Origin of the sequence: Streptomyces sp. NPDC057424 (assembly GCF_042803315.1) — a bacterium.
GTDB lineage: Bacteria > Actinomycetota > Actinomycetes > Streptomycetales > Streptomycetaceae > Streptomyces.
This window is the reverse complement of record NZ_JBHVCP010000004.1, coordinates 1-26,401: the sequence shown is the minus strand read 5'-3', so window position 1 is coordinate 26,401 and position 26,401 is coordinate 1. Positions and strand designations below refer to the sequence as shown.

23 protein-coding genes and 2 pseudogenes are annotated in these 26,401 nt (G+C 74.1%); 17 read left to right on the top strand and 8 right to left on the bottom strand.

The genetic code is table 11. The features are described 5' to 3' along the window. A pseudogene (locus ACFU3E_RS05250) lies at nucleotides 1-875 on the bottom strand (Toxic cation resistance protein); the annotation flags it as partial. A gap of 280 nt (nucleotides 876-1,155) precedes the next feature. On the opposite strand from ACFU3E_RS05250, the gene ACFU3E_RS05245 reads away from it, so the two are divergent. Together ACFU3E_RS05245 and ACFU3E_RS05240 are read left to right on the top strand one after the other, a co-directional pair. Then, complete coding sequence (locus ACFU3E_RS05245) at nucleotides 1,156-3,249, top strand: PhoX family protein (RefSeq protein ID WP_384152331.1); 2,094 nt, start codon at nucleotides 1,156-1,158, stop codon at nucleotides 3,247-3,249. 66 nt (nucleotides 3,250-3,315) lie between these two features. Then, nucleotides 3,316-3,414: pseudogene (locus tag ACFU3E_RS05240) on the top strand (snapalysin family zinc-dependent metalloprotease); the annotation flags it as partial. A 143-nt stretch (nucleotides 3,415-3,557) separates the two neighbouring features. On the opposite strand, the gene ACFU3E_RS05235 reads toward ACFU3E_RS05240, so the two are convergent. Then, on the bottom strand, nucleotides 3,558-4,559 hold the full coding sequence (locus tag ACFU3E_RS05235) for an endonuclease/exonuclease/phosphatase family protein (RefSeq protein ID WP_384152328.1): 1,002 nt from the start codon (nucleotides 4,557-4,559) through the stop codon (nucleotides 3,558-3,560). A 43-nt stretch (nucleotides 4,560-4,602) separates the two neighbouring features. Next, nucleotides 4,603-5,412 (bottom strand): alpha/beta fold hydrolase, encoded by an 810-nt coding sequence (locus ACFU3E_RS05230; RefSeq protein ID WP_384152325.1) that lies wholly within the window; start codon nucleotides 5,410-5,412, stop codon nucleotides 4,603-4,605. 79 nt (nucleotides 5,413-5,491) lie between these two features. Here ACFU3E_RS05230 and ACFU3E_RS05225 point away from each other — a divergent pair, with 79 nt between their 5' ends. Continuing rightward, nucleotides 5,492-6,838: a PLP-dependent aminotransferase family protein gene (locus ACFU3E_RS05225; protein WP_384152322.1), complete on the top strand. Its 1,347-nt coding sequence runs from the start codon at nucleotides 5,492-5,494 to the stop codon at nucleotides 6,836-6,838. Here ACFU3E_RS05225 and ACFU3E_RS05220 read toward each other — a convergent pair. Both ACFU3E_RS05220 and ACFU3E_RS05215 read right to left on the bottom strand, forming a co-directional pair. Continuing rightward, on the bottom strand, nucleotides 6,735-7,703 hold the full coding sequence (locus ACFU3E_RS05220; RefSeq protein WP_384152319.1) for a hypothetical protein: 969 nt from the start codon (nucleotides 7,701-7,703) through the stop codon (nucleotides 6,735-6,737). The genes ACFU3E_RS05225 and ACFU3E_RS05220 overlap by 104 nt on opposite strands. A gap of 69 nt (nucleotides 7,704-7,772) precedes the next feature. Beyond that, on the bottom strand, nucleotides 7,773-8,213 hold the full coding sequence (locus ACFU3E_RS05215; RefSeq protein WP_384152316.1) for a hypothetical protein: 441 nt from the start codon (nucleotides 8,211-8,213) through the stop codon (nucleotides 7,773-7,775). Nucleotides 8,214-8,537: 324 nt separating this feature from the next. Here ACFU3E_RS05215 and ACFU3E_RS05210 point away from each other — a divergent pair, with 324 nt between their 5' ends. The 6 genes from ACFU3E_RS05210 (at nucleotide 8,538) to ACFU3E_RS05185 (ending at nucleotide 14,801) form a co-directional block, all read left to right on the top strand. Beyond that, on the top strand, nucleotides 8,538-8,885 hold the full coding sequence (locus tag ACFU3E_RS05210; protein ID WP_384152313.1) for a SpoIIE family protein phosphatase: 348 nt from the start codon (nucleotides 8,538-8,540) through the stop codon (nucleotides 8,883-8,885). 65 nt (nucleotides 8,886-8,950) lie between these two features. Continuing rightward, entirely contained in the window at nucleotides 8,951-10,012 is a 1,062-nt protein-coding gene (locus ACFU3E_RS05205) for a hypothetical protein (protein WP_384152899.1), read from the top strand. Between the two features lie 124 nt (nucleotides 10,013-10,136). Beyond that, nucleotides 10,137-10,472, top strand: coding sequence for a hypothetical protein (locus ACFU3E_RS05200; protein ID WP_384152310.1), 336 nt, complete (start codon nucleotides 10,137-10,139; stop codon nucleotides 10,470-10,472). Between the two features lie 4 nt (nucleotides 10,473-10,476). After that, nucleotides 10,477-12,999, top strand: coding sequence for a caspase family protein (locus ACFU3E_RS05195; protein ID WP_384152307.1), 2,523 nt, complete (start codon nucleotides 10,477-10,479; stop codon nucleotides 12,997-12,999). Next, complete coding sequence (locus ACFU3E_RS05190; protein ID WP_384152897.1) at nucleotides 12,999-14,408, top strand: extracellular solute-binding protein; 1,410 nt, start codon at nucleotides 12,999-13,001, stop codon at nucleotides 14,406-14,408. Before ACFU3E_RS05195 ends, ACFU3E_RS05190 begins: the two co-directional genes overlap by 1 nt. Before the next feature lie 255 nt (nucleotides 14,409-14,663). Continuing rightward, nucleotides 14,664-14,801 (top strand): hypothetical protein, encoded by a 138-nt coding sequence (locus ACFU3E_RS05185; protein WP_384152304.1) that lies wholly within the window; start codon nucleotides 14,664-14,666, stop codon nucleotides 14,799-14,801. A gap of 141 nt (nucleotides 14,802-14,942) precedes the next feature. On the opposite strand, the gene ACFU3E_RS05180 is transcribed toward ACFU3E_RS05185, so the two are convergent. Beyond that, entirely contained in the window at nucleotides 14,943-15,095 is a 153-nt protein-coding gene (locus ACFU3E_RS05180) for a hypothetical protein (protein ID WP_384152301.1), read from the bottom strand. A gap of 128 nt (nucleotides 15,096-15,223) precedes the next feature. Here ACFU3E_RS05180 and ACFU3E_RS05175 point away from each other — a divergent pair, with 128 nt between their 5' ends. The 4 genes from ACFU3E_RS05175 (at nucleotide 15,224) to ACFU3E_RS05160 (ending at nucleotide 19,551) form a co-directional block, all read left to right on the top strand. Further along, entirely contained in the window at nucleotides 15,224-16,567 is a 1,344-nt protein-coding gene (locus tag ACFU3E_RS05175; RefSeq protein WP_384152298.1) for a tetratricopeptide repeat protein, read from the top strand. A gap of 66 nt (nucleotides 16,568-16,633) precedes the next feature. Then, nucleotides 16,634-17,641 carry a permease gene (locus tag ACFU3E_RS05170; protein ID WP_384152295.1) on the top strand — a complete coding sequence of 336 codons (1,008 nt, stop codon included), beginning with the start codon at nucleotides 16,634-16,636 and terminating at the stop codon, nucleotides 17,639-17,641. Further along, nucleotides 17,638-18,426 (top strand): TIGR03943 family putative permease subunit, encoded by a 789-nt coding sequence (locus ACFU3E_RS05165; RefSeq protein WP_384152292.1) that lies wholly within the window; start codon nucleotides 17,638-17,640, stop codon nucleotides 18,424-18,426. Before ACFU3E_RS05170 ends, ACFU3E_RS05165 begins: the two co-directional genes overlap by 4 nt. A gap of 333 nt (nucleotides 18,427-18,759) precedes the next feature. Next, complete coding sequence (locus ACFU3E_RS05160; protein ID WP_384152289.1) at nucleotides 18,760-19,551, top strand: GAF and ANTAR domain-containing protein; 792 nt, start codon at nucleotides 18,760-18,762, stop codon at nucleotides 19,549-19,551. Between the two features lie 17 nt (nucleotides 19,552-19,568). Here ACFU3E_RS05160 and ACFU3E_RS05155 read toward each other — a convergent pair whose 3' ends face one another. Further along, complete coding sequence (locus ACFU3E_RS05155) at nucleotides 19,569-20,360, bottom strand: hypothetical protein (RefSeq protein ID WP_384152286.1); 792 nt, start codon at nucleotides 20,358-20,360, stop codon at nucleotides 19,569-19,571. A 352-nt stretch (nucleotides 20,361-20,712) separates the two neighbouring features. Between ACFU3E_RS05155 and thrS the strand changes: the two genes are divergently transcribed. Further along, nucleotides 20,713-21,933, top strand: coding sequence for a threonine--tRNA ligase (gene thrS / locus ACFU3E_RS05150; protein ID WP_384152284.1), 1,221 nt, complete (start codon nucleotides 20,713-20,715; stop codon nucleotides 21,931-21,933). A 202-nt stretch (nucleotides 21,934-22,135) separates the two neighbouring features. Beyond that, nucleotides 22,136-23,110 (top strand): nucleoside hydrolase, encoded by a 975-nt coding sequence (locus tag ACFU3E_RS05145; protein ID WP_384152281.1) that lies wholly within the window; start codon nucleotides 22,136-22,138, stop codon nucleotides 23,108-23,110. A gap of 63 nt (nucleotides 23,111-23,173) precedes the next feature. Here ACFU3E_RS05145 and ACFU3E_RS05140 read toward each other — a convergent pair whose 3' ends face one another. Further along, nucleotides 23,174-24,109 (bottom strand): LAETG motif-containing sortase-dependent surface protein, encoded by a 936-nt coding sequence (locus tag ACFU3E_RS05140; protein WP_384152278.1) that lies wholly within the window; start codon nucleotides 24,107-24,109, stop codon nucleotides 23,174-23,176. Nucleotides 24,110-24,417: 308 nt separating this feature from the next. Here ACFU3E_RS05140 and ACFU3E_RS05135 point away from each other — a divergent pair, with 308 nt between their 5' ends. Both ACFU3E_RS05135 and ACFU3E_RS05130 read left to right on the top strand, forming a co-directional pair. Continuing rightward, nucleotides 24,418-26,079 (top strand): glycoside hydrolase family 13 protein, encoded by a 1,662-nt coding sequence (locus ACFU3E_RS05135; RefSeq protein WP_384152275.1) that lies wholly within the window; start codon nucleotides 24,418-24,420, stop codon nucleotides 26,077-26,079. Nucleotides 26,080-26,181: 102 nt separating this feature from the next. Next, on the top strand, nucleotides 26,182-26,401 hold a 220-nt coding region (locus ACFU3E_RS05130), incomplete at its 3' end, for a leucine zipper domain-containing protein (protein ID WP_384152272.1).

The window sequence follows — 26,401 nt, the reverse complement described above, 5'->3', positions numbered from 1 at the left end:
GTCGGCTCGGGCTTCGACTTCGTTTCGGGCTTCGCCTCGGCTGCCGGCTTCGTCTCGGGCTTGGGGGCCGTCGCCGGGGCAGGGGCCTCTGCGGCTGCCGGTTCCGGTGCCTTCGGCTCGGCCGGGGCGGGGGCGGGCTTCGGCTCCGCGGGCGTCTCGGCCTGCGGCTCGGGCTTGGCTTCCGGCTTCGCGTCCGTGCCCGCCGGTGCGTCGGCCTCGGCCGTGGCCTTCGCGTCAGCCGTGTCCGCCGGAGCGTCGGCCGTGGCCTTCGCGTCAGCCGTGTCCGTGTCCGTGGCCGCCGGTGCGTCCGCCTCGGGCGCCGCCTTCGCTTCCGTCTTCGCCGCGGGCTGCGCCTCGTCCGCCGACTCCGGTTCCTCGGTCGTCGTGGCGGTCGCGGTCGACGTCTCCGCCGTTTCCTCCACCGGCTCCGGCTCCGGCTTCTCCGCCGTGGCCTCGTCCTTCACCGTCGGCTCCTCGGCGACCGGGGTCTCCGCCTCCGCCGCCTTCTCCGTGACAGCTCCCGGCTCCCCCGGCTCCCCCTCCGCCGACCGGGCAGGACGCGGAACCGCCAAACGGTCGAAGGCCGCCGACACCAGGTCGTGTTCCCCGGAGTCCGACGCGCGGGGCTCAGGGACGTTGGCCGTCGGTGTGGGTTCGGGTTCCGGGGAGGGAGACGGGACCTTCGGGTCCGCGGAGGGGGCCGCTGCCGGTGTCCGGTCGGCGGGCGCGAGGGTGTCGCGGCTGGTGGGGCCGCCGCTCTGTTCCTCGGTCCCGCCGGCCTCACCGGCGGTCGTCCGCGCCGCACCCTCCGCCTCGGCGGTCCGTGACTTGCGTGACCGTCCGAACGCGTTCCGCAAGAGAGTGAGAATGCCCATGTGCGCGCAACCCTTCGCGTGAGTTGAAGCCCGTCAATCCCTGGCCAGGACGGACACGTAAGGTTAGCGGCCCTCCTGTGTGATCTTGGGCAGGGTCTGTTGTGCCAGGTCCACCCTGTCAAGGGGGACATCCGGCCGGTGCAGGTTTCGACGGGTTGAATCACCGCAACCCCTGTACGGCAGCCGGGGGTTCATTCGTTGTTCACCAGGGCGCCCGGCTACCGCACGTATGTACCCCTACGGTCACGCTGACACCAAGGGCATCCATGGGGAGAGAAAAGTGCGCAAGCTGCTGCCGTTGATCGGAACGCCGTCCGGTTCGCACCCCGGCGGCCGGTCCGCCATGACCTGTCGTTTCCGGTGTGGTGACGCCTGCTTCCACGAGGTGCCCAACACCAGCTCCAACGAGTACGTCGGTGATGTGATCGCCGGTGCGCTCAGCCGGCGGTCGATGATGCGTGCCGCGGCCGTGGTGACCGTGGCCGCCGCAGGCGCGGGTGCCGCGGGGATCGCCCGGGCCCCGCAGGCCGCCGCCGCTCCGGCCGCCGCCCCGGCAGCCGGCGCCGCCTCCGAGGCCGCCCGGCGTAAGCACAAGGGTGCGCGCGGACTGCGCTTCGCGCCCGTCGCGCCCAACACCGCCGACGCGGTGACCGTGCCGGAGGGGTACCGGCAGAACGTCGTCATCCGCTGGGGCGAGCCGATCCTGCGCGGCGCTCCCGCCTTCGACCCGGAGAAGCAGACCGCCAGGGCCCAGGCCGCGCAGTTCGGGTACAACTGCGACTTCCTCGCCCTGCTTCCGCTGCCCGGAGAGCGGAACAGGCAGCTGCTCGTCGCCAACCACGAGTACACCGACGAGATCCTCATGTTCCGCGGGTACGACGCCGCCAACCCGACCCGTGAGCAGGTCGAGGTCGCCTGGGCCGCGCACGGGCTGTCCGCCGTCGTGGTCGAGGGGGACCGCAGGAGCGGGAAGCTCACCGCCGTCTCCCGGCACCAGCTGAACCGGCGGGTCACCGCCACGACCGAGTTCCGGCTCACCGGGCCCGTCGCCGGGTCGGAGCTCGTGAAGACCTCCGCCGATCCGACCGGCACCAAGGTGCTCGGCACTCTCAACAACTGCTCGGGCGGTGTCACCCCGTGGGGCACGACCCTGCACGGTGAGGAGAACTTCAACCAGTACTTCGCCAACGGCGGCCGGGCGACCGACAAGCGGTACGGGATCGGCACCGGCGCCACCGAGCGCAAGTGGGAGAGGTTCGACAAGCGGTTCGACGTAGCCCAGGAGCCGAACGAGGCGCACCGGTTCGGGTACGTCGTCGAGTTCGATCCGTACGACCCCACCTCGACGCCCCGCAAGCACACCGCTCTCGGGCGGTTCAAGCACGAGGCCGCCACCGTGCGGCTGACGCACGACGGGCGGCCTGTCGTGTACTCGGGTGACGACGAGCGGTTCGACTACTTCTACAAGTTCGTCGGCAGCAAGCGGATGAAGCACGGCAGCAGCCGTGCCGCGCGCGAGCACAACCTCTCCCTCCTCGACGAGGGCACCTTGTACGTCGCCAAGCTCACCGGTGACTCCCCGGCCATCGAGATCGACGGCACGGGCAAGCTGCCGAGGGACGGGGAGTTCGACGGGAGCGGTGAGTGGATCCCGCTGGCCACCGCCACCGCGAAGGGTGCCGTCTCGCACGTGGCGGGGATGAGCGCCGAGGAGGTGTTCGTCTTCACGCGGCTCGCCGGGGACAAGGTGGGCGCGACCAAGATGGACCGGCCCGAGGACATCGAGCCCAACCCGGTGACCGGCAAGGTGTACGTGGCGCTGACCAACAACACCAACCGTGGCGTCGGCTCCAACGCCAAGGCGGACGAGGCCAATCCGCGCCACGCCAACAAGCACGGGCACGTGCTGGAGCTCACCGAGCGGTGGAACCGGCCGGAGAGCACCCGGTTCGCCTGGTCGCTGTTCCTGGTGGCCGGTGACCCGGAGGACCCGGCGACCTACTTCGCCGGGTTCCCGAAGGACGCCGTCAGCCAGATCTCCTGCCCCGACAACGTGGCCTTCGACCCCTACGGCAACCTGTGGATCTCCACCGACGGTGCCCAGCTCGGCTCGCACGACGGCCTGTTCGGTGTGGCGACCCGGGGCGAGCGGCGCGGTGAGCTCAAGCAGTTCCTGACCGTGCCGAAGGGTGCCGAGACCTGCGGCCCGATCATCCAGGACCGGCGCGTCCTGGTCGCGGTGCAGCACCCGGGCGAGATCGACGGGGCGTCCGTGGAGAAGCCCGCGAGCACCTGGCCCGACGGGCCCGGGACGTACGTCCGCCCGGCCGTGGTGGCTGTGTGGCGTGCCGACGGGTGCGACATCGGCGTCTGAGCCGGCCGGCAAGAGCAGTTCGGGGGAGGGCTGGACTCGGGGGTCTGAGAGGGCCGCCGGGTGCCGGGCCCGTGCAGTGAGCTGATGTCCGGTGGCGGGCCCGGCCCGTCCTGCACCAACGCCATCCCGAACGCGACCGGGCGGGCGCGTGGCGACCGGCTGTGAACCGCCGCTCTGGCGGCGGCGATGGACAAGGACCTGGAGAAGCCGGCCGGTTGAGACCCGCACGCGGATACGGCCGCCCCGCCACGAGGGGCGGCCGTATCCGCGTGTGCGGACGGGGCTCGTGTGTGCGGACAGGACTCCGGTCAGCGTCCCTCGTGGAGGGTGAGGTCCGTGACGACCGCGCGGTGGTCGGTGTCGGCCAGATCCAGGATGCGGGTGCGGCTCGCGCCGAAGTCCTCCGACACCAGGACGTGGTCGATCTGCACGCCGAGCGTGGGTGCCGTCTGGGCGGGCCAGGTGGCGGTGCGCTCGGCGCCGTCCAGGCGGGAGGCGTCGCTCAGCCCGGTGTCGAGGATGCGGCGGAAGGCCGCGTGGTCCTGGGAGGCGTTGAAGTCGCCGGCCAGGACGAGGGGGGTGCCCGGGTCGGCGGTGGCCGCGTCGCGCAGGGCGCCGAGCTCCCGGCGCCAGAGGTCCACCTGCCCGGGCAGCGGAGGCATGGGGTGGGCGAGCTGCAGCCGTACGGCGTGCCCGTTCACGTCGGCGACCGCCCCGGGCATGCCCATCGTGCCGCGCACGCCCTCGGTGGGCCGGAGCGGGAAGCGGCTGAGGATGACGGAGCCCTCGGAGCCGCCGCCCTCCACGGCCGCGCGGTGCGGGTAGTCCTGGGAGAGGTCCCGCTTCAGCAGCACGTCGCACTCGTGGTCGCATTCCACCACGAAGACCACGTCCGGTTCCTCACGGCGGACGGCGGTGACGAGGGAGCCGGTGCCCTGGCCGAACTCGACGTTGGAGGTCAGCACGCGGAGTTCGGCGACCGGGCGGCCCACGGGGTCGCCGGCCGTGCCGTACGGCTCGATGTACCAGGCCAGCAGGCCGAGCAGGACGACGCCCCACACCGTCCCCGGCCACCAGCGGGACAGCAGCGTGAGCAGCAGCGCCACGGCGGTGGGCACGAGCAGCCAGGGGAGGAAGGCGAGGAGCTGCGGGACGGGTGTGATGCCGTCGCTGTCGGCGGCCCGGAAACCGACGACCACGCTCACCCCGGCGAACAGCAGGCCGGCACACCAGGCGCCGAGCCGCCGTCCGGACGGACGGTGCTCCCGCCCGTCGTCCCTGGCGGTCCACTCGGCAGCGGCGGTGTCCAAGGCCCGGCCTTCCGTTCGCGGGGTGGGATGCCCGAATCCTCCCTCAAAGACGGGGTGGGGCGGGGGAAGGTTGCCGGGCGTCGACCCGGGCCAGGAATTCCTCCAGCGCACTGTCGAACTCGTCCGGGCGTTCCAGGTTGGGCATGTGGGCCGCGCCGTCGATGATGTGCAGCGCCGCGTCCGGAAGGGCCGCGTGCATGGCCCGGGCGTCGGAGACGGGCGTGAAGGTGTCCCCGGCTCCCACGACGACCAGGGCCGGCACGGAGACGCGTGGCAGCAGGGCGGCGTAGTCGGGGCGGCGGGCGCGGGCGCGCAGGGCCGCGGCGGCGCCCTCGGGGGCGGTGGCGGTCATCATGTCGTGCACGTGCGCCTTGACCTCGGCGGACGCGGAGGGGGAGACCATCCGTTCCAGGACCTCGTCGGCGTAGCCGCGCATGCCTTCCGCGAGGAGGCGGTCCGCCGTGGCGTCGCGGGTGCGCACGCCCTCGGGGGTCTCCGCGGACGGGAAGGTGTCCGCGAGGACCAGGCCGCGGACCCGCTCGGGGAACAGGCGGTAGCAGTCCATGACGATCTGCCCGCCCATCGACAGGCCCGCGAGCACGAACGACTCCACCTTCAGTTCGTCCAGCAGGGCCTCGATGTCCCGGGCGAATCCCGAGAAGTCCGTGACGGCGGGGGTCGTGGGGGAGGCGCCGTAGCCGCGCAGGTCGGGGGCGACGACGCGGCGGGTGCCCGGGAACCGCTCGAGCTGCGGGGCCCACATCGTGCGGTCGAAGGGGTGGCCGTGGACGAGGACCAGGGGGACCCGATGCGTATCGGGCCCTTTGTCCTCGTATGCGAGGAAGGGTGCCATGACGTCGACCCTAGGCCGCCCAACTACTCGGAGCAATAAGATCTTTGCTCTCGGTGCAATCCAAGGGGGAGACCGGCTGATGAGTGACTACCGGCGTATCGCCGACCGCATCGCCGACGACATCGCCACCGGGCGGCTGAGGCCCGGGCAACGGCTGCCGCCGCAGCGGGCGTTCGCGCGGCGGCGGGGCATCGCGCCGTCGACGGCCGGGCGGGTGTACGCGGAGCTGGTGCGGCGCGGGCTGGTCGTCGGGGAGGTCGGGCGCGGCACCTTCGTACGGGCCGCACCGGCCGGGCCGACGGGGCGGGCGCTCATCGAGCCCGGTCCGGCCGCCACCCCCGTCAACCTGGAGCTCAACTACCCCTCCGTGCCGGGCCAGCCGGAGCTGCTCGCCCCCGTCATCGCGCCGTTGCTGCGCCCCGACGTGCTGGCCGAGGCGCTGTTACCGGCGGCGGCCACCGGCACCGTGGCCGCGCGGGAGGCCGCCGCCACGCTGCTCACCACCCCGGGCTGGCGCCCCGCCCCGGAGCGGCTGCTGTTCACGGGCAACGCCCGGCAGGCCATCGCCGCCGTCCTGGCCTCGCTGGTCCGGCCGGGCGGCCGGGTCGGGGTGGAGCAGCTGACGTACCCGCTGGTCAAGGACATCGCGGCGCGGCTCGGCAGCACGCTGGTGCCGCTGGCCGGAGACGCGGCCGGGCTGCTCCCGGAGGCCGTCGCCGCAGCGCACCGTACGGCGCCGCTGTCCGCCCTCTACATACAGCCGGCGCTGCACAACCCGACGTCCCTGGCGACGAGCCGGCCGCGGCTGCTGCAACTCGCGCAGCTGGTCCACGACCTGAACCTGCCGGTGGTGGAGGACCGCATCTGGTCCTTCCTGCGGGAGCCCGGTGATCCGCTCGCCGTGCACGCCCCGGCCCTCACCCATGTCGTCGACGGGCTCTCCAAGCGGGTCGCCCCGGGGCTCACCGCAGGGTTCCTCGTCGTACCGCCGCACCGGGTCGCCGTGGTGGCCGACGCCGTGCGGTCGGGCGGCTGGAGCGCGGGGCGGTTCGCGCTGGAGGCGGCCGTGCGGTGGGCCGGGGAGGGGACGGTGGCGCGGCTGGTGGAGGCCAAGCGGGCGGACGCCGTCCGGCGGCAGCGGATCCTCGCCGAGGAACTGGCGGGCTTCGCCGTACGGTCCGATCCGGGTGCCTACTTCGCCTGGTGGGAGCTGCCCGCCCCGTGGCGCGCGGACACCTTCACGGCCGCCGCCGCGGCGCACGGCATCGCCGTCACGCCCGGCCCTGCCTTCGCCGTCGCCCCCGGGCACACACCCGACGCCGTCAGGCTCGGGCTCGCGTCGGCTCCGGAACCGGATCTGCGACGGGCGCTGCGGACCCTCGCGCATGTCGCCGCGCGGCGAGCCGGGGACCGTACCGGCCCGTGATCCAGGCGCCGGCCGCCACCGCCAGACCCAGCAGGCACAGCAGCCAGGACACCGTGCGCAGGGTGGCCGTGAGGGCGTCGTAGACCGCTCCCGCCGCGGGGCGGTGGAGGGCGTCGGGCAGGTCGGCGAGGGTGAGGCGGCGGCCGATCGCGACGGCGAGGGCCAGCAGCGCCCCGCCCAGGGCCGTGCCCAGGCCGAGGGCGGTGACCGCGCGGCGGCGGCACGCGGCGACGGAGATCGCGGCGACCGCGAGGACGGCGGCGGCCAGCGGCAGCCAGAGGGCGGCGGTGTCCAGCACGTGGTACCCCTTGCGCAGTCGGTCCACGTCCCCGGCCGGGAGCACCGGGATCCGGGTGTGCGTGACCGGGATGCGGTGGGCGAACGGCACGTGGTCTTCGGAGAGTTGCTGTTTGACCCGGGCGATGACGGGGGCGGGGTCGACGGTGACCGGGGCTCCGTGGGCGCCGTCGTCGCGCAGGGCGCGCAGCACCGCGTCGTGCACGGCCCGATTGGCCGCGTCCCAGGCCGTGCGGTACGCCTCGGTGCGGGTGAAGGAACGTGCCGCGTCGTGCACGAAGGGCGCGACCGCCCCGCGCAGCGGGCCGGTGTCGACCTCGCGCCCGGCCTCCCGCATGACGCCGTCCCCGACGGCGTCCGCGACCGCGCGCCGCACGTCCGGGTCGGCGGCGAGCGGCGCCATCGTCCGGACCCAGCGGCCGGTGTCGGTGAGCCCGTGGGCCGCCCAGGACGCGAGCGCCCCGAACGGCACGAGCAGGCACGCGAAGGTGAGCAGAACGGCCGACAGGACGTTCCGCGCTCGTGGGGGCGCCTTCTCGGGTACGGGCGCCCGGTCGCGCTCGGACACCCTTCCAGGCAAGGCGCCCCGGGCCCGGCCCGCGAGCGCGGCTCCCCCGAACGGGTGACCAGGTCCTCGTCAGTCGACGCGCCGACCCGCGGCGTCCTCGTGCGTGTAGGAGCGGTAGAACACCATCACGAAGACACCGGCCCCCACCGCCAGCCCCAGCCCGCTGGAGCTGTACACGGACGCGTCGGTCTGGTTGTAGAGGAAACCGGTCGCGCAGCCCGCGAAGACGAACCAGCTCAGCGCGTGCAGTTCACGGGGCAGTCGTGGGGCCAGCTGCCACACGGCGGCGAACAGCACGGCGAACACCAGCGCCGTGACGAAGCCGAACAGCAGGTTCCAGCCCGTGATGGGCCCGCCGTGACGCTGGTTGGCCGCGGCCCAGAAGCCGTAGATCAGCCCGAGCACGACGGGCAGGGCCACATGCGCGACGGAGTGGGTCCGCGCGCTGAAGACGTCGGGCCTCCGGCGCTGCGTGATCATCTTGCGTGAGGCGGGTGCCGCATGAGCCATGACAGCTCTCCTCTCTGTCCCTGCCCCTGGATCCAGGGCACACCGGCGGGCAGCCCCCGGCAAGTCGGCGGAGCGGTGGGATACGGATGCGGCCGGTGCGGCCCCGTGTTTCGCTGGTGCCGTGAGCCGCCGCCACAGAGGGCACGGCCCGCTCGTCCGGCCCGCCCGGGGCCGGGCGCCGCGACGTCGTGCGGTGTCAGGAGCGGCTGCGGCTGCGGGTGCGGGGACGCACGGCCGTCCTGCCCGCCTTCCCGACGACGACCCGGAAGCGGCGGACGTGCTGCTCTTCGGGCACGAGCCGCCGCTCGCCGTCGGGCCGGGCGGGTGCGCACCCCGGCGGCCGGGGCCGGGCTGCCGCTCGGCTGCCGGGACCTCGGGCCCGGGCCGCCGGAGGCGCGGCGGCGGGTCGCGGGCGACGAGACGCTGCTGCCGGTGACGGACGGCGCGACCGAGGCCCGGGACGGCACCGGGACCTGCTACCCGCTCGCCGACGAGGTGGCCCGGGCCGTCGCCGAGGACCCGGGTACCGCCGAACCGGCCCGCCCGGCCGCCTTCGTACGGGACGGCCCGCCGCGGCACGGCGGCGAACACCTCGCCGACGGCACGACGGTGTTCCCCGTCCGCGGGAGACCCGCGGGCGAAGCCCCCGAAGGCGGACGTTTGCGGTCCTGAGACCCACCTTTGCAGCCGCAGCGGCTACGGTGCTGACGTACGTGATCGACACAGGGGGTGGGGAGATGCCCGGAACCGTGCTGCTGCTGGCGGCCTCGCCGGTGGGCAGGGGGCGCCTGGTGGACGCGGCCTCCGTGCTCCCCGTCCTCGCCGCCGTACCACCCGCGGTGCTGTCCGGCACCGACACCGCGAACGTCGTCGAGCTCGCCGACCCGCTGGAGCCACAGGCCGTCCTCACCCGGCTCCGCGCCGCAGCCGCGGCCCCCGGCCCCCTCACCGTCTACGTCACCGGCCAGCTCCAGCTCGACCGCCGCCAGCGCCTGCCCCACCTCGCGCTGGCCCGCACCACCGCCTCCACCGCCCGCTACACCGCCTTCCCCTGGCACTGGTTCCGGGAGGAACTGCGGCTCAGACCGGCCGGCGCCACCACCCTCCTGCTCGACCTGCACGCCGACGCCGAGACCTGGGAGCTGCTGCGGAGCACCCCGCTGGACTCGGGCCGCGGCAACGCCGTTCACGGTCGCATCGCGCCACCGCCGTCCCGGCGCACCGTTGCGCAACCGGCGTACATGAAGGCCGTCGCGACGATCCTGCGCAGCGGGTTCCGGCCGCCCGTCGAGCAGCTGCACCAGCAGGCGCTGGCCCGGATCGCGCCGGAGAGCCAGGGCACGGACCTGGTGCTGAGCCTGCCCGGCCCCACGGGCGGGGATCCGCATGCCGCCATCACCGCCGCCGTCCAGTCCGGCCGGCACGCCGAAGCCGACGCGCTCGCCGCCCGGCACGAGCAGATCGCCGTCACCGCGCAAGGGCCCGCGTCCGAAGAGGCCCTGCACTGGGCCGAAGTGCGGGCCGACCTGGCGATGTTCGCCGGGGACGCCGCCCGCAGCTGCCGCACCTGGCTGATGATCGCCACCGCCCGCCTGAACGCCGGGCAGGCGCCGGACGCCCCCGCCGTCGAGGCCGCCGTGGACCGGGCGCACCACCAGTGGGGCCAGGTCCGCGACACCGCCCCGGCCCGCGAACTGGGCGCCGCGCTCGCCGCGTTGCGCGGACGGGTGCCCGGGCGGCGCGAAGGAGCGCTGGACCATGTGCAGCGGCAGCTGAGGCAGTTGCAGACCCAGGGCTGAGCCGCGTGCGCCGTGTGCGCGTGGCGTGAAAGGGGCGTGCAATCGCTTTCGCAGGTCACGTCACAGGTCTGCCGCCGGGGCCTGACCCGGTGTCATGATGTCGGGCATGACAGAGGGGGACCAAGTGGCTGTCTTAGGCGTGCGCGTCCGGCTGGGCGCCGGCGCGACCGTGGATGACGTCAGAGCTCTGAAGACGTGGCTGGAGCGCGAAGAGCCGCTGGAGGAGCTGCTCTCCGCGCGGCACCTGCGCATCGAGGAGCAGAGCGGCACGGACGGGACCAGGGGACGGCTCGGGCCCGATCTCGAACTCGTGCTGAAACTCCTCGGCGACGTCGTCACGGTCGCGGCACTGACCGAGTACACCGCCCGCGCGGTGAAGACCTGGACGAACAACCGCCGCAGGCTCCAGGGCGGCGATCCCGATCCGCAGATCCGCCCACTGGACCCCGACGGGGAGTAGGCCGGTGAGCCGCTTCGACCCGCGCGGCAAGGCGAACCGGGCGCTGCTGGCCGGTGTGTCCGAGTACGACCACACGGCACCGGATCCCCAGGGCGTGAACGGTCAGCTCCCGGCCGTGCGGCACAACCGCACAGCACTCGAGGACGCACTGCACCGGGGCGGGGTGTTCGGCACGGGCGAGGTGAGGACCCTGGCCTCGCCGGCCCCGGACGACTTCACGGGGGCGCTGCGCCGCGCCTGCCGCGAGGCCAGAGGGCTGCTGCTGCTCTACTTCGCCGGGCACGCCGTCACCTCCCCCTCCGGCAACGAGCTGCACCTCCAGATGCGCACCGCGCGGGTGCTCTCGGGCCACGGGCTGCCCGGCTCGGTGAGCTTCAGCCAGGTCCTGGGCGAGCTCGCCGAGAGCAACGCCGAGCAGGTGGTCGTGATCCTCGACTGCTGCTACGCGGGCAACGCGGCGGGGATCTGGCACCGCTTCGACGATCCGAAGCGCAAGAAGCACAAGATCCTGCTGCTGATGAGCGTGCAGCCCAACCGCTGCATCCTGGGCGGGGACGCGGACGCGGCGACACCGTTCACCCGCGAACTCACGCGCGTCCTCGACGAGGGCGGCGAGGTGTGGCTCTCCGAGCTGTACACCGCGGTGAAGGAGCGGATGGCCGCCGCGAAGTACAAGGCTGAGGACGACGATCCGCAGCGGCCGCAGGCACTGGCTCCCCCCTGGGACCGGGAAGCGGACGTGCTGCTGGCGGCGGGGCCTGCGGTGCCCCCGCCCCCTCCTCCGGGGACCCCCTGGCTCCTCTGGCTCCGTGGTCTGCCCGCCCGTGCCCGGAAAGCCGGCGCCCGGTCCGGCCGTACCGCGCTGGCGGCGCTGCTCGCGGTGCTCGCCACCGGCGCCGGCGGCTACGGCATCCTGGCTCTGACCGGCGACTCCGGCACCTGCGAGCCGCCCCTGGAACTGCGCGTCCTCACCGACCCCGACCTGGAGCCGGCGATGCGGGCGGCCGCGGACGCCTACGTCACCTCGGCCGCCAACACCACCGGCGAGGGCTGCCGGCGCAGCGGCGCCACCGTCAACAGCGCGGGCGCGGCGGCCGTGGTGACCGCCCTGGGTGAGCGGACCGACGCCTGGCAGAAGCCCCGTGAGGACGACAATCCGCAGCGGGACGTCGGCCCGCAGCCGGACGTGTGGATCCCCGCCACCCGCGCCGACGTCGACCGGGTCACCGCGGCCGCGGCCCAGCAGGACCGCGTCTTCGCCCGGCTGGAGCCGGAGGCCGAGCCGATCGCGTACTCGCCGGTCGTGCTGGCCGTACCGAAGGCACTCGGCGCCGGCCTCGAACCCACCGGACGGTCGCTGTCCCAACTGCACGCCGCCCTCGAACGAGTCGACGGCAAGGCCGAACTGCACCGTCCTGACCCGGTGTTCACCGACTCGGCGCTGCTGGCGACGATGGGACTGTACGGCGGCGGTGCCGACGCGCGCGATGTCGAGCTGAAACTCGCCCGGGTCGGGCGGCCCGAGCCCTCGGCCGTGCGCCTGCTGTGCGCGCTGCCCGGCGACGACACCGTGGACGACCGCGGCGCGGCGCTGGTCCCGGAGTTCCTGCTGAAGAGCGGCATCGGCTGCCACCCGGCCACCCGCGCCCCGCGCGTCGCCGTCTACCCCGACGACGTGCCCGGCCTGGAACCGGCGTTCGTGCGCGTGCGCTGGGAGGACGGCGACCGGGACGCCGAGGCGCGGGACGACGCGGTGGACCGCTTCCGCACCTGGCTGGCCGGGAAGGGCGGCCGGACGGTGCTCGGCGAGCACGGCTTCAGGTCCGCGACCGGTGAGCGAGCCCTGCTCGACACGACCTCGGCTCCCGAGGGCCTCACCGAGTCCGTCCGCCCGGCCGAGCCGGCCGACCGCTCGGAGATGGGACGGGCGCTGGAGCGCTACGGCAACGCGCACGGACCCGGCCGGGTGCTGTTCCTCCTCGACAGCTCCGGCTCGATGGCGGGCCGGTGGGACGGCTCCAGCGGCGGCCCGGGCATCCTCAAGCAGACCCTGCCCGGCCTCGGCGGGGAGGACGAGTACGGGGTGTGGGCGGTGCACGGCACCGGTGGCCGCACGCACACCCCCTTGCTGGAATTCGGCACGCACGAGCGCTCCGAGGCCGAACACGCCCTGGACACCGCCGAGGTGCGGGACGCGGAGGCCGATCCGCGCGGCGCCCTGCTGGACGCCCTGGCCTTCATGCGGGAGCGGGGCACCGGCGACGACCGGCCGCAGCTGATCGTGTACCTCACCGACGGCGAGGACGACGGCCGCCTGGCCGGCAAGGCCCTCGACGAGGTCCTCGGCCGCGCCGGTGGCGCGGGCGTCCCGGTGGCCATGGTGTCCCTGAGCAGCTCGGGCTGCGACCAGGGCCGCCCCGCCACGCGCATCGCCGAGGCCGGCCGGGGCCGCTGCCTGGACATCGGGGACGACCTCGTGCCCGCCCTGCACGACGAGGTCGCCCGCACCGGAACGGGGGAGGAATGATGGCTCGCCGCCTGACCGCCGCCGCACTGTCACTGCTGTCCCTGCTCGCGCTCACCTCCTGCACCGGCACGGACGCGCCGGAGGAGCCGCAGGGCGCCGCCGACCCGCCCCGGATCGTGGTGGCCAGCGGCCAGGACGTCACCGGCAAGAACGGCATCCGCCAGCAGCTCATCGACGCCTGGAACGCCAAGGAGGGCGAACACGGCTACCGGGCCAGCCTGGTGGAACTCCCCGGCTCCGCCGACCAGCAGCGCAGCCAGCTGCTCGGCGCGCTCCAGTCCGGCGGCGCCGAGTACGACGTGGTGAACCTGGACGTGACCTGGATCCCGGAGTTCGCCGCCGCCGGCCTGATCCGCCCGCTGAACGGCGCGGCGGTGAAGCAGCCCGGCGACATCATCCCGTCCGTGGACAGCACGTCGTTCTGGGACGGCGAGCGGTACGCGGTCCCCTTCAACAGCGACGTGGGCCTGCTGTACTACCGCAAGGACCACCTGCGCGAGGCCGGTGCCGCCCGGACCGCACTGGGCCGCAGCGTGACCTGGGACGACCTGCGGGAGCTGATCGGCGCCGTCAACGACCGGGCGGATCCCAGGGGGTACGAGGACGGGTGGACCACGCAGCTCGCCGCCTACGAGGGCCGTACGGTGAACGCGATCGAGGCGTTCGCCTCGGCCGTCCCGGACTTCGCGCTGACCGACGAGAACGGCCGGTACGCCGCCGACGAGGCGCAGCTGACGGCCGGCGTGACCGAACTCCGGGAGCGCACGGCGCCGCCGTACATGCTCGGGGAGGCGTCCGGGTCGCGCGAGGCCGAATCGCTCAGCGCCTTCGCGGAGGGCCGCACGACCTTCCTGCGGCACTGGCCGTACGTCTACCCGGCCCTGTACGAGACGTTCAAGGGGGAGCTCGGGGTGACCCGGCTGCCCGGCAAGGCCGTGCTCGGCGGGCAGAACCTGGCCGTCACCTCGTCGACGTCCGAGCAGCGGGCCGCCAAGGCCGCCGAGCTGATCGCGTTCCTGACCGACCCGGACAGCGAACGCTGCCTGCTGCGCGCCGGGTTCGCCGCGACGCGCACGTCCGCCTACCAGGCTCCCGGCAGCATCCCGGAGTGCCGGCACGCCTCCGCGTACTCCGGGAGCGCCTCGGCCTCCCCCACCGGCGAGAGCGCCGAGCTCAAGGCCCCCGACCGGCTCGGCGACGGTGTCAGCTACTCCCGGCACATCCTGCTGCCCGCCCTGAGCGAGGCCGTACAGCGCCCTCGCACACCCCTGTACGGCGCCGTCACCCAGACCCTCATCACCGAACTGGACGCCCTGTGCGGTCCCCGGCCGGCGGGCGCGCCCCGGCCCGGTGCCGCGCAGGTGGCGAAAAGCCTCGACGAGGCGTTGAGCAGCGTTTTACCCGGTTGACCCCGTTGACCCGGTTGACCGGTTGAATTTCCTCCCGGTGATGTTCACACTACCTCCATTACGAAGGCGAATTTCCTCCACAACCGCCTTCGCCATGAACCGGCGCACTGTGCGGCGTCGGAGCGCAGGCCGCGCAGGCGGCCCCCGCGCAGCCGGACGTGCGCGCCGGGGCGGACGAGGGACGGCCAACAGGGACTGACCGGCCGTCGCGGACCGGGCCATGGAGAACGGCTGCTGTTCTCCATGGCGCTGGTCGTGGTGAGCCTGCTGTGGGTCACCCAGGACATGGCGACGTGGGCGACGGCGGTATGCGCGGCCGGCGCGGCCGGCGGAGCGGTGGGGGTGTGCTATTTCGGCTGGCGCTACCTCCGCTCGCGCGGGGACGCGGCCTAGCCGCTCCGCGCGTCACCACGCCGCGTCCGCCCTCGGCGAGTTCGTCCACACCTGTGGATGGAGCCGGCGGGTGCGCTCTCGTGTCCGTGACCTCCCCGCGCACCCGCAGCCGTCGGCCGACCGCACGCCATGTCCCGGTGCTCAGCGGGAGTCGGCGACCGTCCGCTGCTCGTGCTGCGGGGTCTCCGCTCTCGCCGGCCCCGCGTTCCCCGCGATCAGCAGGGTCGCCACGGCGACAAGCGCGGCGGTGACGCCTCGGGCGTACCGCTCGGCGGTGCGTGTGCGTTCCAGCACGGCGACCTCGCAACTGGGGCGGCGACTACGGCGGCAACGTATTAAGCGGGTTCGATAATTCGGCTTAACACTCCGTTTAACCTAGGGGCAGTTCACAGTGAACTGCAAGAGGGCTAAGGGGAGTTGCCGTGGGGGAGCGTGACGACCCGGGGGTCATCGGGCGCCGGGTGCAGCGGTTGCGTGTCGAACGGGGACTGACACAAAGGCAGTTGGCGGAACCCGTGTACACACCGGCGTACATCTCCACCCTGGAGTCGGGCCGGGTGCGGCCCTCCGACGACGCCCTGCGGCATCTCGCGGAGCGGCTCGGCGTCGCCTTCGAGGAACTCGCCGGTGGGCGCTCCGCCCGGCTCGTCACCGGGCTGCGGCTGCGGCTGACCGAGGCGCAGCGGACCCTCGCCATCGGCGAGACGGAGGCGGCGGCCGAGCAGTACGCCGAGCTGCTCGTCGAGGCCGAGACGCACGCCCTGGCAGCCGAGCAGTCCGCCGCGCTGCTCGGGCTCGGCGAGTGCGCCCTGGAGACCGGCGAGCTCGTGGCCGGCCGGCAGTACTTCGAGCGGGCAGAGGAGTGTCTGGCCGGCGCGCCGCTGCCCGCCCGGGTCCCGGCCCTGCGCGGCCGGGCCGTGGCGCACTACCTCGCCGGTGAACTCCGGTACGCCGTCTACCTGCTGGAGACCGCCCTCGACGAACTGAACCGCGGCGGCCTGCACGACCCGGACGCCCTGCTGCTGCTCTACGCCAGTGCCATCGGCCCCTACATGGACATGGGCGCGCAGGCCCGGGCCGCCCAGGCGGCCGAGTTCGCCCTGGCGCTCGCCCCGCAGTCCGGCGATCCCGCCCTGGTCGCCCGCATGCACCGGTCCGTCGCCCGCACCCTGGTCGCCGAGGGCCGCCTCGCCGAGGCCGACGCCTCCCTGGCCAAGGCCGCCGAGCTGTACCGGGGACTGCAGATCCGCACGGAACTCGCCAACTGCCATTGGATGCGCGGCTACGTCTACGCCCAGGACGGCCGGCTGGAACGCGCCGAGGAGGAGCTGCGGCAGGCCCTCGGCATGCTGTCGGCCAAGCGCGCCGCCCTCTACAGCAGCCAGGTCACCGTCGAACTGGCCGACGTGCTCCACCGGCGCGGCAGGTCCGACGAGGCGGCGGCCCTGCTGCACGACGTCCTCGGGCACCTGTCCCCCGAGCGCGGCGCCGTCCACTCCGCCGCCGCGCACCGGCTGCTCGGCATCATCGCCGAGGACGCCCGCCGCACGGAGGACGCCGAGGAGCACTACGTCCGCGCCCTGAGTCTGCTGGAGCGTGCCGGCGCCGCCGGTGACCTTGCCGACCTGTGCCGGCTGCTCGGGGACCTGCTGCGGCGCACCGGCCGCGTGGAGGCGGCCCTGGACGCCTACCGGACGGGCCTCGGGCACCGTACGGCCCCCGGCACCACCACCCTCGGGCCCGCGCCCGCACAGCCTCCCCTGTAAGGAGGGTCTCGCACAGTCGTACGGGTTAGCCTCCTCGCGGGAAAGCGAACGACCGGGGCGGGGCACGTGGAGAACCAACGGACGGTGGCCGACGGCATACGGCTGGGCCTGCGGGCCCTGGTGTACGCCGTTCTCGGGGGCGCCGCGCTGATCACCGTCGTGACGGTGGCGTCGGTGCTCGGGCCCATGCTCGCGCTCGACCTCTACACCCCGCCGGTCGCGGCCTGGTGGACGGTGTTCACCGCGATCACCGTCCAGGGCGTGCCGTTCCTGCTGCTGGGCACCGTCGTGTCGGCGGCGATCGGGGCGTTCGTGCCCGAGCGGGTGTTCCAGCGGCTGCTTCCGCGCCGTACGGTGCTCGCCGTGCCGGTCGCAGGGGCGGCGGGGGTCGTGCTTCCCGGCTGCGAGTGCGCGTCCGTGCCGGTGGCCGGGAGCCTCATGCGGCGGGGGGTCGCACCCGCGGCAGCGCTCGCCTTCCTGCTGTCGGCGCCCGCGATCAACCCCGTCGTCCTGGTGGCGACCTCGATCGCCTTCCCCGGCCGGCCGGAGATGGTCCTCGGCCGGCTGCTCGCCTCGCTCGGCACGGCCGTGGTGATGGGCTGGCTGTGGGTGCGGTTCGGGCGGGAGGAGTGGCTGCGGCTGCCGAAGCGGAGCGGCGGGCGGACGCCGGGTGGCGGCCCGCGCGCCTTCGTCTCCGGGCTCCAGCACGACTTCCTGCACGCGGGCGGGTTCCTCGTCCTCGGAGCGGCGGCCGCTGCGACGTTCGACATCGTCGTGCCGCCGTGGCTGCTGGAGGTGTTCACCGGGTCGGCCTGGCTGCCCGTGCTGCTGCTCGCCGTGCTGGCGGTCGTGCTGTGCGTGTGCAGTGAGGCCGACGCGTTCGTGGCGGCGTCGCTGAGCGGCTTCTCCCCGACCGCGCGGCTGGCGTTCATGGTGGTCGGGCCGATGGTCGACCTGAAGCTGATCGCGCTGCAGACGGGCACGTTCGGCAGGGCCTTCGCGGTGCGGTTCTCGGCGGCGACCTGGGTCGTGGCCGTGACGAGCAGCGTCCTGGTGGGGTGGTGGCTGCTGTGAGGCGTTACGGACCGGCCGTGCTGCTCGCGCTCGTGGGCGCGGCGATCCTGCGGGTGTCGCTCTTCAGCGAGCTGTATCTGCGGTACGTACAGGCGGGACTGCGGCCGTACCTGGTGGTGTCCGGGGTGGTGCTGGTGCTGCTGGGCGTGGCGGTGGCGGTGGTGACACGCGGAGCCGCCCACCACGAGGCTGGAAACGAGCCCGAGTACGAGCCCGAGCCCGAGCCCGAGTACGAGCCCGAGCACGAAGCGGCTGACGACAGCGGCCACGCAGGGCACAGCCACGGCCCCGGCGGCCCACGCGTCGCCTGGTTTCTCACGCTCCCCGCCCTCGCCCTCCTGCTGTTCCCGCCACCCGCCCTCGGCTCCTACAGCGCGGGGCGCGAGGCGGCCCAGCGCGCCGCCCAGGGCGTCGGCACCTTCCCGGCCCTGCCGTCCGGGAACCCGCTCGACCTCACCCTCGGAGAGTTCGGCTCCCGGGCCGTCTACGACAGCGGCCGGTCCCTGCAGGGCCGTACGGTCCGGCTCACCGGCTTCGTCACCCGTGGCGGCGACGGCACCTGGTACGTCACACGCCTCCTCGTCTCCTGCTGCGCCGCCGACGCCACGGCCGCCAAGGCCGAGGTACGCGGTGCGCAGCCCCCGCCGGTCGACACGTGGGTGACGGTCACCGGCACGTGGCACCCCGAGGGCGAGCTCGGCTCGGACGCCGCCTGGCCACCGGTCATCGACGCCACGTCCGTACGCCCCGTGCCGCAGCCGGCCAACCCGTACGAGAAGCGCTGAGGACGAAACCCCCGGTGACGGCCCCGCTCAGGGGTTTTGCACCGCCGGCAACGGGTAGTCGGGGCACCATTCCGGGAGGCCCGGAGTGATCCGGGCGGGTGCCGGGCCGATGCGCGGCGGGCGGCGGACCCGGGCGAGGGCGCGTGATGCCGCCTGTGGCCGGGCGGATCGCCGCGCGGGCGCACCGGTCACCGTGCGGCCGGCCGCGCGGCCTCCCCGCGGCAGTGGTCGCCCGGCGACCGCCCCGCGGTGGTGGCCGCACGACGGCCGCCCTCGCCAGCGGCCCGCCTGGGACACGGCAAACGGCGCAAGCCGCGGTGATCGAAGGAGGCGGTGGTCGTGCGGCCCAGGGATGATCCCCGAGGCGCCCCCGACGGCGACCCGGGGCCCGGCCGCACCGGAGGCGGTGGTCCGGACCCGGACGGAGTCCTGGCCGCCGACGTGATCGCCAGGGGCGTGCGGGGCGCCGAGCCCGGAGAGGTGCCGGGGCGGCTGTGCGAGGCGGCGGTGGAACTGCTGCCGGTGATCGGCGCGAGCGTGTCGTTGCGCAGCGGGGGCATGCCCGTGCAGCTGAGCGCGAGCAGCGCGCAGGCCGCGCACCTGGCGCAGATCCAGGCGACGCTCGGCGACGGCCCCTGCCAGAGCGCGCTGGAGGACGGCGCTCCCGTGCTCGCCTGCGACCTGACCGCGGGCCGTGACGCGGGACGCTGGCCGGTCTTCGCCCAGCAGGCGACGGCGGCCGGGGTACGGGCGGTGTACGCGGTGCCGCTGGGCAGCGGCGCGGTGTGCGTGGGCACGCTCGACCTGTACCGCGACCGGCCGGGTGGGCTCACCGGCCGTCAGCTGCACGTGGCCCGGATCGTGGCCGGTGTGATGACCGTGGCCCTGATGGCACTGCCGCACGGCGACGAGCCCGAGACGCAGGACGGCGAGGACTGGCTGAGCGGCCTGGCCACCGACCACGACGAGGTCTACCAGGCCGTCGGCATGATCATGGCGCAGCTCGGCGTGGCCGCGGACGACGCGCTCGCGCGGCTGCGGGCGGACGCCTTCGCGCGCGGGCGTACGGCCCTGGACGCAGCGCGGGACGTGATCGCCCACCGCACGCGTTTCGACCGGTACTGACTCCCCGGGCCGGGGCGTCAGATCTGTGCCCTGCCCTGCTTCCTGATATCGGCCAGGCGCTGTGTCCCGATCTGCACGGCCTGCTGGGTGACCTCCGCGTACACCTCGTCGAGGCCGGCGTTGGTGAGGGTGATCGTCTCCTCGCCGACGCGGACGGCGGCGAGGTCCATGGTGAGGTACGTCAGCTCCCCCTCCTCCGTCTCGCCGGCCAGCGTGACCCGCAGGGCCTGCCGGGCGTCCCCCACCGGCGGCAGCGGAAGGTCGCGGACCTCGACGCCCTGGACGCCGCCACGGGTGGTCGCGGCCATGAACTGGCCGCATCTGCCGGGCAGCGACTTCATCCAGTCCAGTGTGCGGTCCACGTCCGCCGGGGGATGGGCGGCGACCCGGTAGCGCAGCTGGGCGTCGGTGTCGCCGTCGTCGAGCGCGGACGTCGCCTGCGGGCCCTTCGGGGCGCCGAACGGCTCCTCGGTGTAGAGGGCGTCCAGCAGCCGCTGGCAGTCCCGGTCCTCCGTGGTGGCCTTGAGCAGCCCGTCCCGCCAGGTCCGCGCGCCCCGGGTGGGCCCCCACGGCTCCCCCAGGTCGGCCTCGGTGACCAGCGCCGCCTGGGCCTGCGCCTCGGTGAGGGCGGCTCCGGAACCGGCGGGCTGCTCGACGGCGGGGGACGCGCCGGACGCGGACGCGGAGGCGGACGCGGAGAACCACCGGGGCCTGGGCTCGTCCTCGACGGAGCAGCCGGCCGTGGCCAGCAGGGCGGTCACGGACAGCGCGGAGGCGAGGAGGGCACGGGTGGCCGGGGGGTGCGTCATCGGGGTGCCTCCTGCAGGGGGCTCATGGAGGCGCCTCCGGGCGGGGCGGTCTCTCCAAGATCGGGTGGTGCTCTTACGGCACCACCGCGACCGCCCGCCCACCAGCGATACGGGCCGTCCGGGTGAGCGGACCGGCAGACGCACCGCCACCCCGTGCGAAAACCCCTCGCCCCGCCCCGGCCCCCCTGTTACGGTCGCGCCCATGCAGCGCGCCCAGTCGTACCCGTCCGCCACGACGACGCCGGAGAGTGTCCCGGCGCGCTGACAGCTGACCCAAGAGGTCCGAAGCCCCGGGGCGAGTGCCCCGGGGCTTCGTCGCGTGGTGCTCGCCTCCCCACCGCGAGGAGTCACCATGCACGACCACCGCCGACTCGGCCGTGAACTGGACCTGTTCGACACCGATCCGCTGATGGGCGCCGGGCTGCCGTACTGGCTGCCCGACGGCGCGCTCGTGCGGCACACCCTGGAGGAGTACATCCGCGACGCGGAACGGCGGGCCGGCTACCGGCACGTGTACTCGCCGGTCCTCGGTAAACGCGAGCTGTACGAGATCTCCGGGCACTGGGACCACTACGGCGACGACATGTTCCCGCCGATGGACGTGGGCGCCGAGCAGGTCCTGCTGCGCCCCAGCCTCTGCCCCCACCACGCCCTGATCTACCGCTCCCGCTCCCACAGCTACCGAGAGCTGCCCCTGAGAATGGCCGAGTTGGGCGGCATGTACCGCTCGGAGCTGTCCGGCGTCCTCGGCGGCCTGACCCGGGTACGGGCCATCACCCTCAACGACGCGCACATCTTCTGCACCCTGGAGCAGGCCGTGGAGGAGGCCCGTGCCGCGCTGGAGCTGATCGGCCGCGCCTACGCGGACCTGGGCATCCGCGCGGCCCGCTACCGGCTGTCCCTGCCCGGCGAGGGCGGCAAGTACGTGGCCGACCCGGAGCTGTGGCGGCGCGCCACCGCCCTGCTCCGGGAGGTCCTGGACGGCTCCGGCATCCCGTACGAGGCGGCCGGGGGCGAGGCGGCCTTCTACGGCCCCAAGATCGACGTGCAGATCACCGACCCGGCAGGCCGTGAGGCCACCCTCTCCACCGTGCAGATCGACTTCCACCAGCCCGAGCGCTTCGACCTGCACTACATCGGCCCCGACGGGGCGAAACACCGCCCGGTCATGGTGCACCGCAGCATCATCGGCAGCGTGGAGCGTGCGGTCGCCCACCTCCTCGAGGAGCACGGCGGTGCCTTCCCGCCGTGGCTGGCGCCGGTACAGCTGGTGGTCCTGCCGGTGGGGGAGGAGCAGTTCGAGGCGGCCCACGCCCTGGCCGGACGTGCCCGGGAGCTCGGGCTGCGCGCCGAGGTCACCGGGCCCGGGCAGGGCACCCTCGCGGCCCGTATCCGCGCGGCCCGGCTGGTGCCGTACCAGGCGGTGATCGGCGGGCGGGAGGCCGCCGCCGGTCTCGTGGCACCCCGCCTGCGCGACGGCCGCCGCCCGGAGGTCCTGCCCGGGGCCGAGCTGCTGTGCCGCATCGGCGACCGCGTGGCGGCCCGCGGTACCGCGCTGTGGGACCCGTCGTAGAAACGGGTTCACCACGGACCGGGAACGACGGGGCGGCGGGGCCGGAGCCGTCGCCGCGTCCGTTCGCGTGGCCGGACGGAGCGCGATGTCACGGTGATACGCCGGTCGCGACGCGGGCGGGGAGCCCGGAGCGGCCCGCCGCCCACGTCGTAAGGTCGCTGCTACGGAGCTGTCCCGCGTGCCCCTGGAAGGAGTCCCCGCCGTGACGGACGGTCAGCGCATCCCGGTGATCATCGACTGCGACACCGGCGTCGACGACGCCCTCGCCCTGTTGTTCGCCGTGCGGCACCCGGCGCTCGACGTGCGGGCGATCACCTGCGTGGCGGGGAACACGGACGTGGACGGCGTCGTCCGCAACACGCTGACGGTGCTGGAGCAGGCGGGCGCCCCGCACATCCCCGTCGCCAGGGGCGCCGAGCGGCCGCTGATCGAGGCTCCCCGCTCGGCGCAGCACGTGCACGGGCGCGACGGCATGGGGGACCTGGGCCTGCCGGAACCGGCGCGCGGGCCCGCCGACGTCGACGCGGTGACGCTGCTGCGGCGCGAGATCCTCGCCTCCGCGCGCCCGGTCACCCTCGTCCCCACAGCCCCCCTCACCAACATCGCGCTGCTCCTGCGCACGCATCCGGAGGTGGTCCGCAACATCGAGCGGATCGTCTTCATGGGCGGCGCGGCGGCCGTCGGGAACGCCACGCCCGTCGCGGAGTTCAACGTCTGGCACGACCCGGAGGCGGCCGCGATCCTGCTCACCGCCGGGGTGCCGATCACGATGTACGGGCTGGACGTGTTCACGCGGGTCGTGGTCCCCGCCGCGGATGTGCGCAGGCTGCGCGCGAGCGGCGATCCGGGGGCGCGGCTGGCCGGGGAACTGCTCGCCCACCGTCCGGCCCGTCCGGACAGCCGCCCGGACGACCCCTCGGAGACGGCCGGCGGCCTCGGTGACGCGGGTGCGGTGTGCGCGGTCGTCGACCCCGAGGGCCTGACGACCCACCGCCTCCCGGTGGACGTCTCACTCGCCCCGGGTCCCACGCGCGGCATGACGATCGTGGACCGCCGCCCCCGGCCCGGTGAGGCGGAACTTCACGAGGGCACGCGTGAACAGCCCTTGGTCGACGTGGGGCTGGATGTGGACGTGGAGCGCTACGTGAAGCTGTACCTGGCGACGGTCGAAGCATGAGAACGCCCGGGGTGCTGTCGCCGCCGGACGACAGCACCCCGGGCATCCGCAGGTTCTCGCGTCCTACGCGCTGCGCCTGGCCGCGCGGCGGCGGGTCGCGACGACGAGGGCCGCGCCGCCCGCGAGCAGGGCGGCCGCGCCGAGGGCGATCGGGCCGGTGCTGCTGTTGGCGCCGGTCTCGGCGAGGTCCCCGCCACCACCGTTCGGCCGGGGAGCGGCGGGCGTCGACTCGGAGGCGCTCGGGGTGGGCGTGTCCGTGCCGGAGGACGGCGGCGTCGAGGGCTCGGCCGGCTCGGAGGGAGACGCCGGGGGCGTCGTGTCCTCGGCCGGCTCGGACGGGCTGGCGGGCGGGGTGGAGGCGGGCGGCTCCTCCTCCGCGGGCGGCGGGGTCGTGCAGTCCTTCGTGCCGCCGTTCCAGGCCGCGATCAGCTTGTCCTTGATGACGGGGCGGTCCGGACCCTTGGGCAGCTCGCCGTGCTCGAAGCCGTCCTTGGCGTCGAGCCGGCCGTCGAACTTCACCGCGCCGCGGTAGAGGTCGATCTGCCCGAAGCAGCCCCTGTCCGGGATGGCGATGTCGAGCGACTCGGTGCCGCCCGGCTTGACCGTCACCGTGTCGAAGTCGACGAACACCTGCTCGCCGGAGGTCGCGAACGTCGCGCCGTGCGCGAGGTAGGAGGCGAGGGAGGCCGTGCAGGTGGTCGCGTCGCCGGCGGCGCGGACCTTGATGTGGACCTTGCCGTCCTCGGTCGGCTTCAGGTTCTGGTCGTCGACCTTGACGGAGTCGTGGAAGTTCGTGCCGTCGAGCGAGAACTGGCAGCGGTCGGTCCCGGTCTCCGTGCCCGCGCCCGTCCCGGGCTTGTAGCTGCCGCCGGACGACCAGCCGTCCCCACCGGGCGTACCGGTGGCGAACGCGGTCGTGGCGGAGGCGGCGCAGAGGGCGAGGGCCGCGGCGCCCGTCCCCAGCAGGCGTCGCGCGGTGACACGTCTCGCTATGGACATGCGGATCCCATTTCTTGGCGTGTGCCGGACCCGGGTGACGGCATGCGGGCGGCGCGCGGCTGCCGGGGCCGTACCGGGGGGTGAGTGGTCTGAGAAGCACTGGGCTCATTGGTCACATGCGCCTCAGTGGCACCCATCGTGGCGGCGCCGCAGCACGCTGTCAACCTGCGGTAATACAAAGCAAGTTGCGCTGTCATCACGCTTTCGTCACAGCAGGAATGGATCACTCCGATCAATGCGATGGTTCCTTTTTCCGGCATTATGGACAGATTCAGTGCTGTCGCCCGTATGCCTGTGAAGGAGACCGCGTGACCGATCGCTCGATCCTCGACCTGTCGTCCCGCGACCCCGACTGGTGGCGCCAGGCCGTCGTCTACCAGATCTACCCCCGCAGCTTCGCCGACGCCGACGGGGACGGACTCGGCGACCTGCGCGGCATCACCCGCCGCCTCACCCATCTCGCCGCCCTGGGCGTGGACGCCCTGTGGCTGAGCCCCTTCTACCCGTCCGAGCTCGCCGACGGCGGCTACGACGTCGCCGACCCCCGGGGCGTCGACCCGCGCCTGGGCACCCTCGACGACTTCGACGCCCTGGCCGCCGAGGCCCACCGGATCGGCCTGAAGGTCATCGTCGACATCGTGCCCAACCACTCCTCGCACCGGCACGCGTGGTTCCAGGAGGCCCTGTACGCGGGGCCCGGCTCGGCGGCCCGCGACCGCTACGTCTTCCGCGACGGCCGCGGCGAGCACGGCGAACTCCCGCCCACCGACTGGCAGTCCGTCTTCGGTGGCAGCGCGTGGCAGCGGGTGCCCGACGGCCAGTGGTACCTGCACCTGTTCGCTCCCGAGCAGCCCGACCTCAACTGGGAGAACCCGGAGGTCCGCGCCGACCACCGCGCCACCCTGCGCTTCTGGTCCGACCGCGGGGTCGACGGCTTCCGCGTCGACGTCGCCCACGCCCTCGTCAAGGACCTGAGCGAACCCCTGCGCGACCTCGGCGCCCCCGAGCTGAGCGGCGAGGAGGCACTCGCCGCGATGCCGCCCGGCACGCACCCCTTCTACGACCGTGACGACGTGCACGAGATCTACCGCGACTGGCGCAAGATCCTCGACGCCTACCGCCCGCCCCGCATGGCCGTCGCCGAGGCGTGGGTGCCCGGCGCCCGGCGCGTGCTGTACGCCCACCCGGACGGGCTGGGCCAGGCCTTCAACTTCGAGTATCTGCAGGCCGGCTGGGACGCGGCAGAGCTGAGGCAGGTGATCACCGACTCGCTCGCCACCGCCCGGGCGGCGGGCGCCTCGGCCACCTGGGTGCTCTCCAACCACGACGTGATCCGCCACACCTCCCGCCTGATGCTGCCGCCGGACACCGACCTCAACGCCTGGCTGCTCTCCGGCGGCCACGCCCCGGCCGTCGACGAGGCGGCCGGGCTGCGCCGGGCCCGGGCGGCCACCCTGCTGATGCTGGCGCTGCCCGGCTCGGCGTACGTCTACCAGGGTGAGGAACTCGGCCTGCCCGAGGTCGCCGACCTGCCCACCGAGGTGCTCCAGGACCCGACCTGGGAGCAGACCGGTCACGTCCGCAAGGGCCGCGACGGCTGCCGGGTGCCGCTGCCGTGGACGACGGGCGGACCGTCGTACGGCTTCGGGCCCGGCGGCGCGTGGCTGCCGCAGCCGCCCGGCTTCGCCGACTACGCCGTCGAGGCGCAGGACGGCGCCGAGGGCTCCACCCTGGAGCTGTACCGCAGGGCCCTGCGGCTGCGCCGCAAACTCCTCGACGGTGAGGAACTGACCTGGGCGGCGCACCCCCCGGACGGCGTGCTCCGGTTCGACCGCTGCGAGGGCTGGCGCTGCGTCACGAACCTGTCCGGCGCGCCGGTCGAGCTGCCGGCCGGTGAGGTCCTGCTGGCCAGCGCCCCCCTGGAGGACGGCCGGCTCGGCCCGGACACGACGGTGTGGCTCGGGCGTTAGGTGTATTGATCACGAGCGTTGTTAACGCGGGGTCGGACTTGATCATGGCGAAGGCCCCCGTGTGTGGTGGAGGTGTCGAATCTTCACCGCACGGAGGCCTTCGTGTCCCACCGTAATGCCCGCCTGACCGTTCACGGCAGGCGGCTGCTGGTCGAGCGTGTCCGCTCCGGCCGTCCCGTCGCCCATGTCGCCGCCGAGATGGGCATCTCCCGTCCCACAGCCCACAAGTGGATCCGGCGCTGGCGGTCCGAGGGCGAGAGCGGACTTATCGACCGTTCCAGCCGCCCCCGCAGGACACCGCACCGGACCACAGCCTCCACCG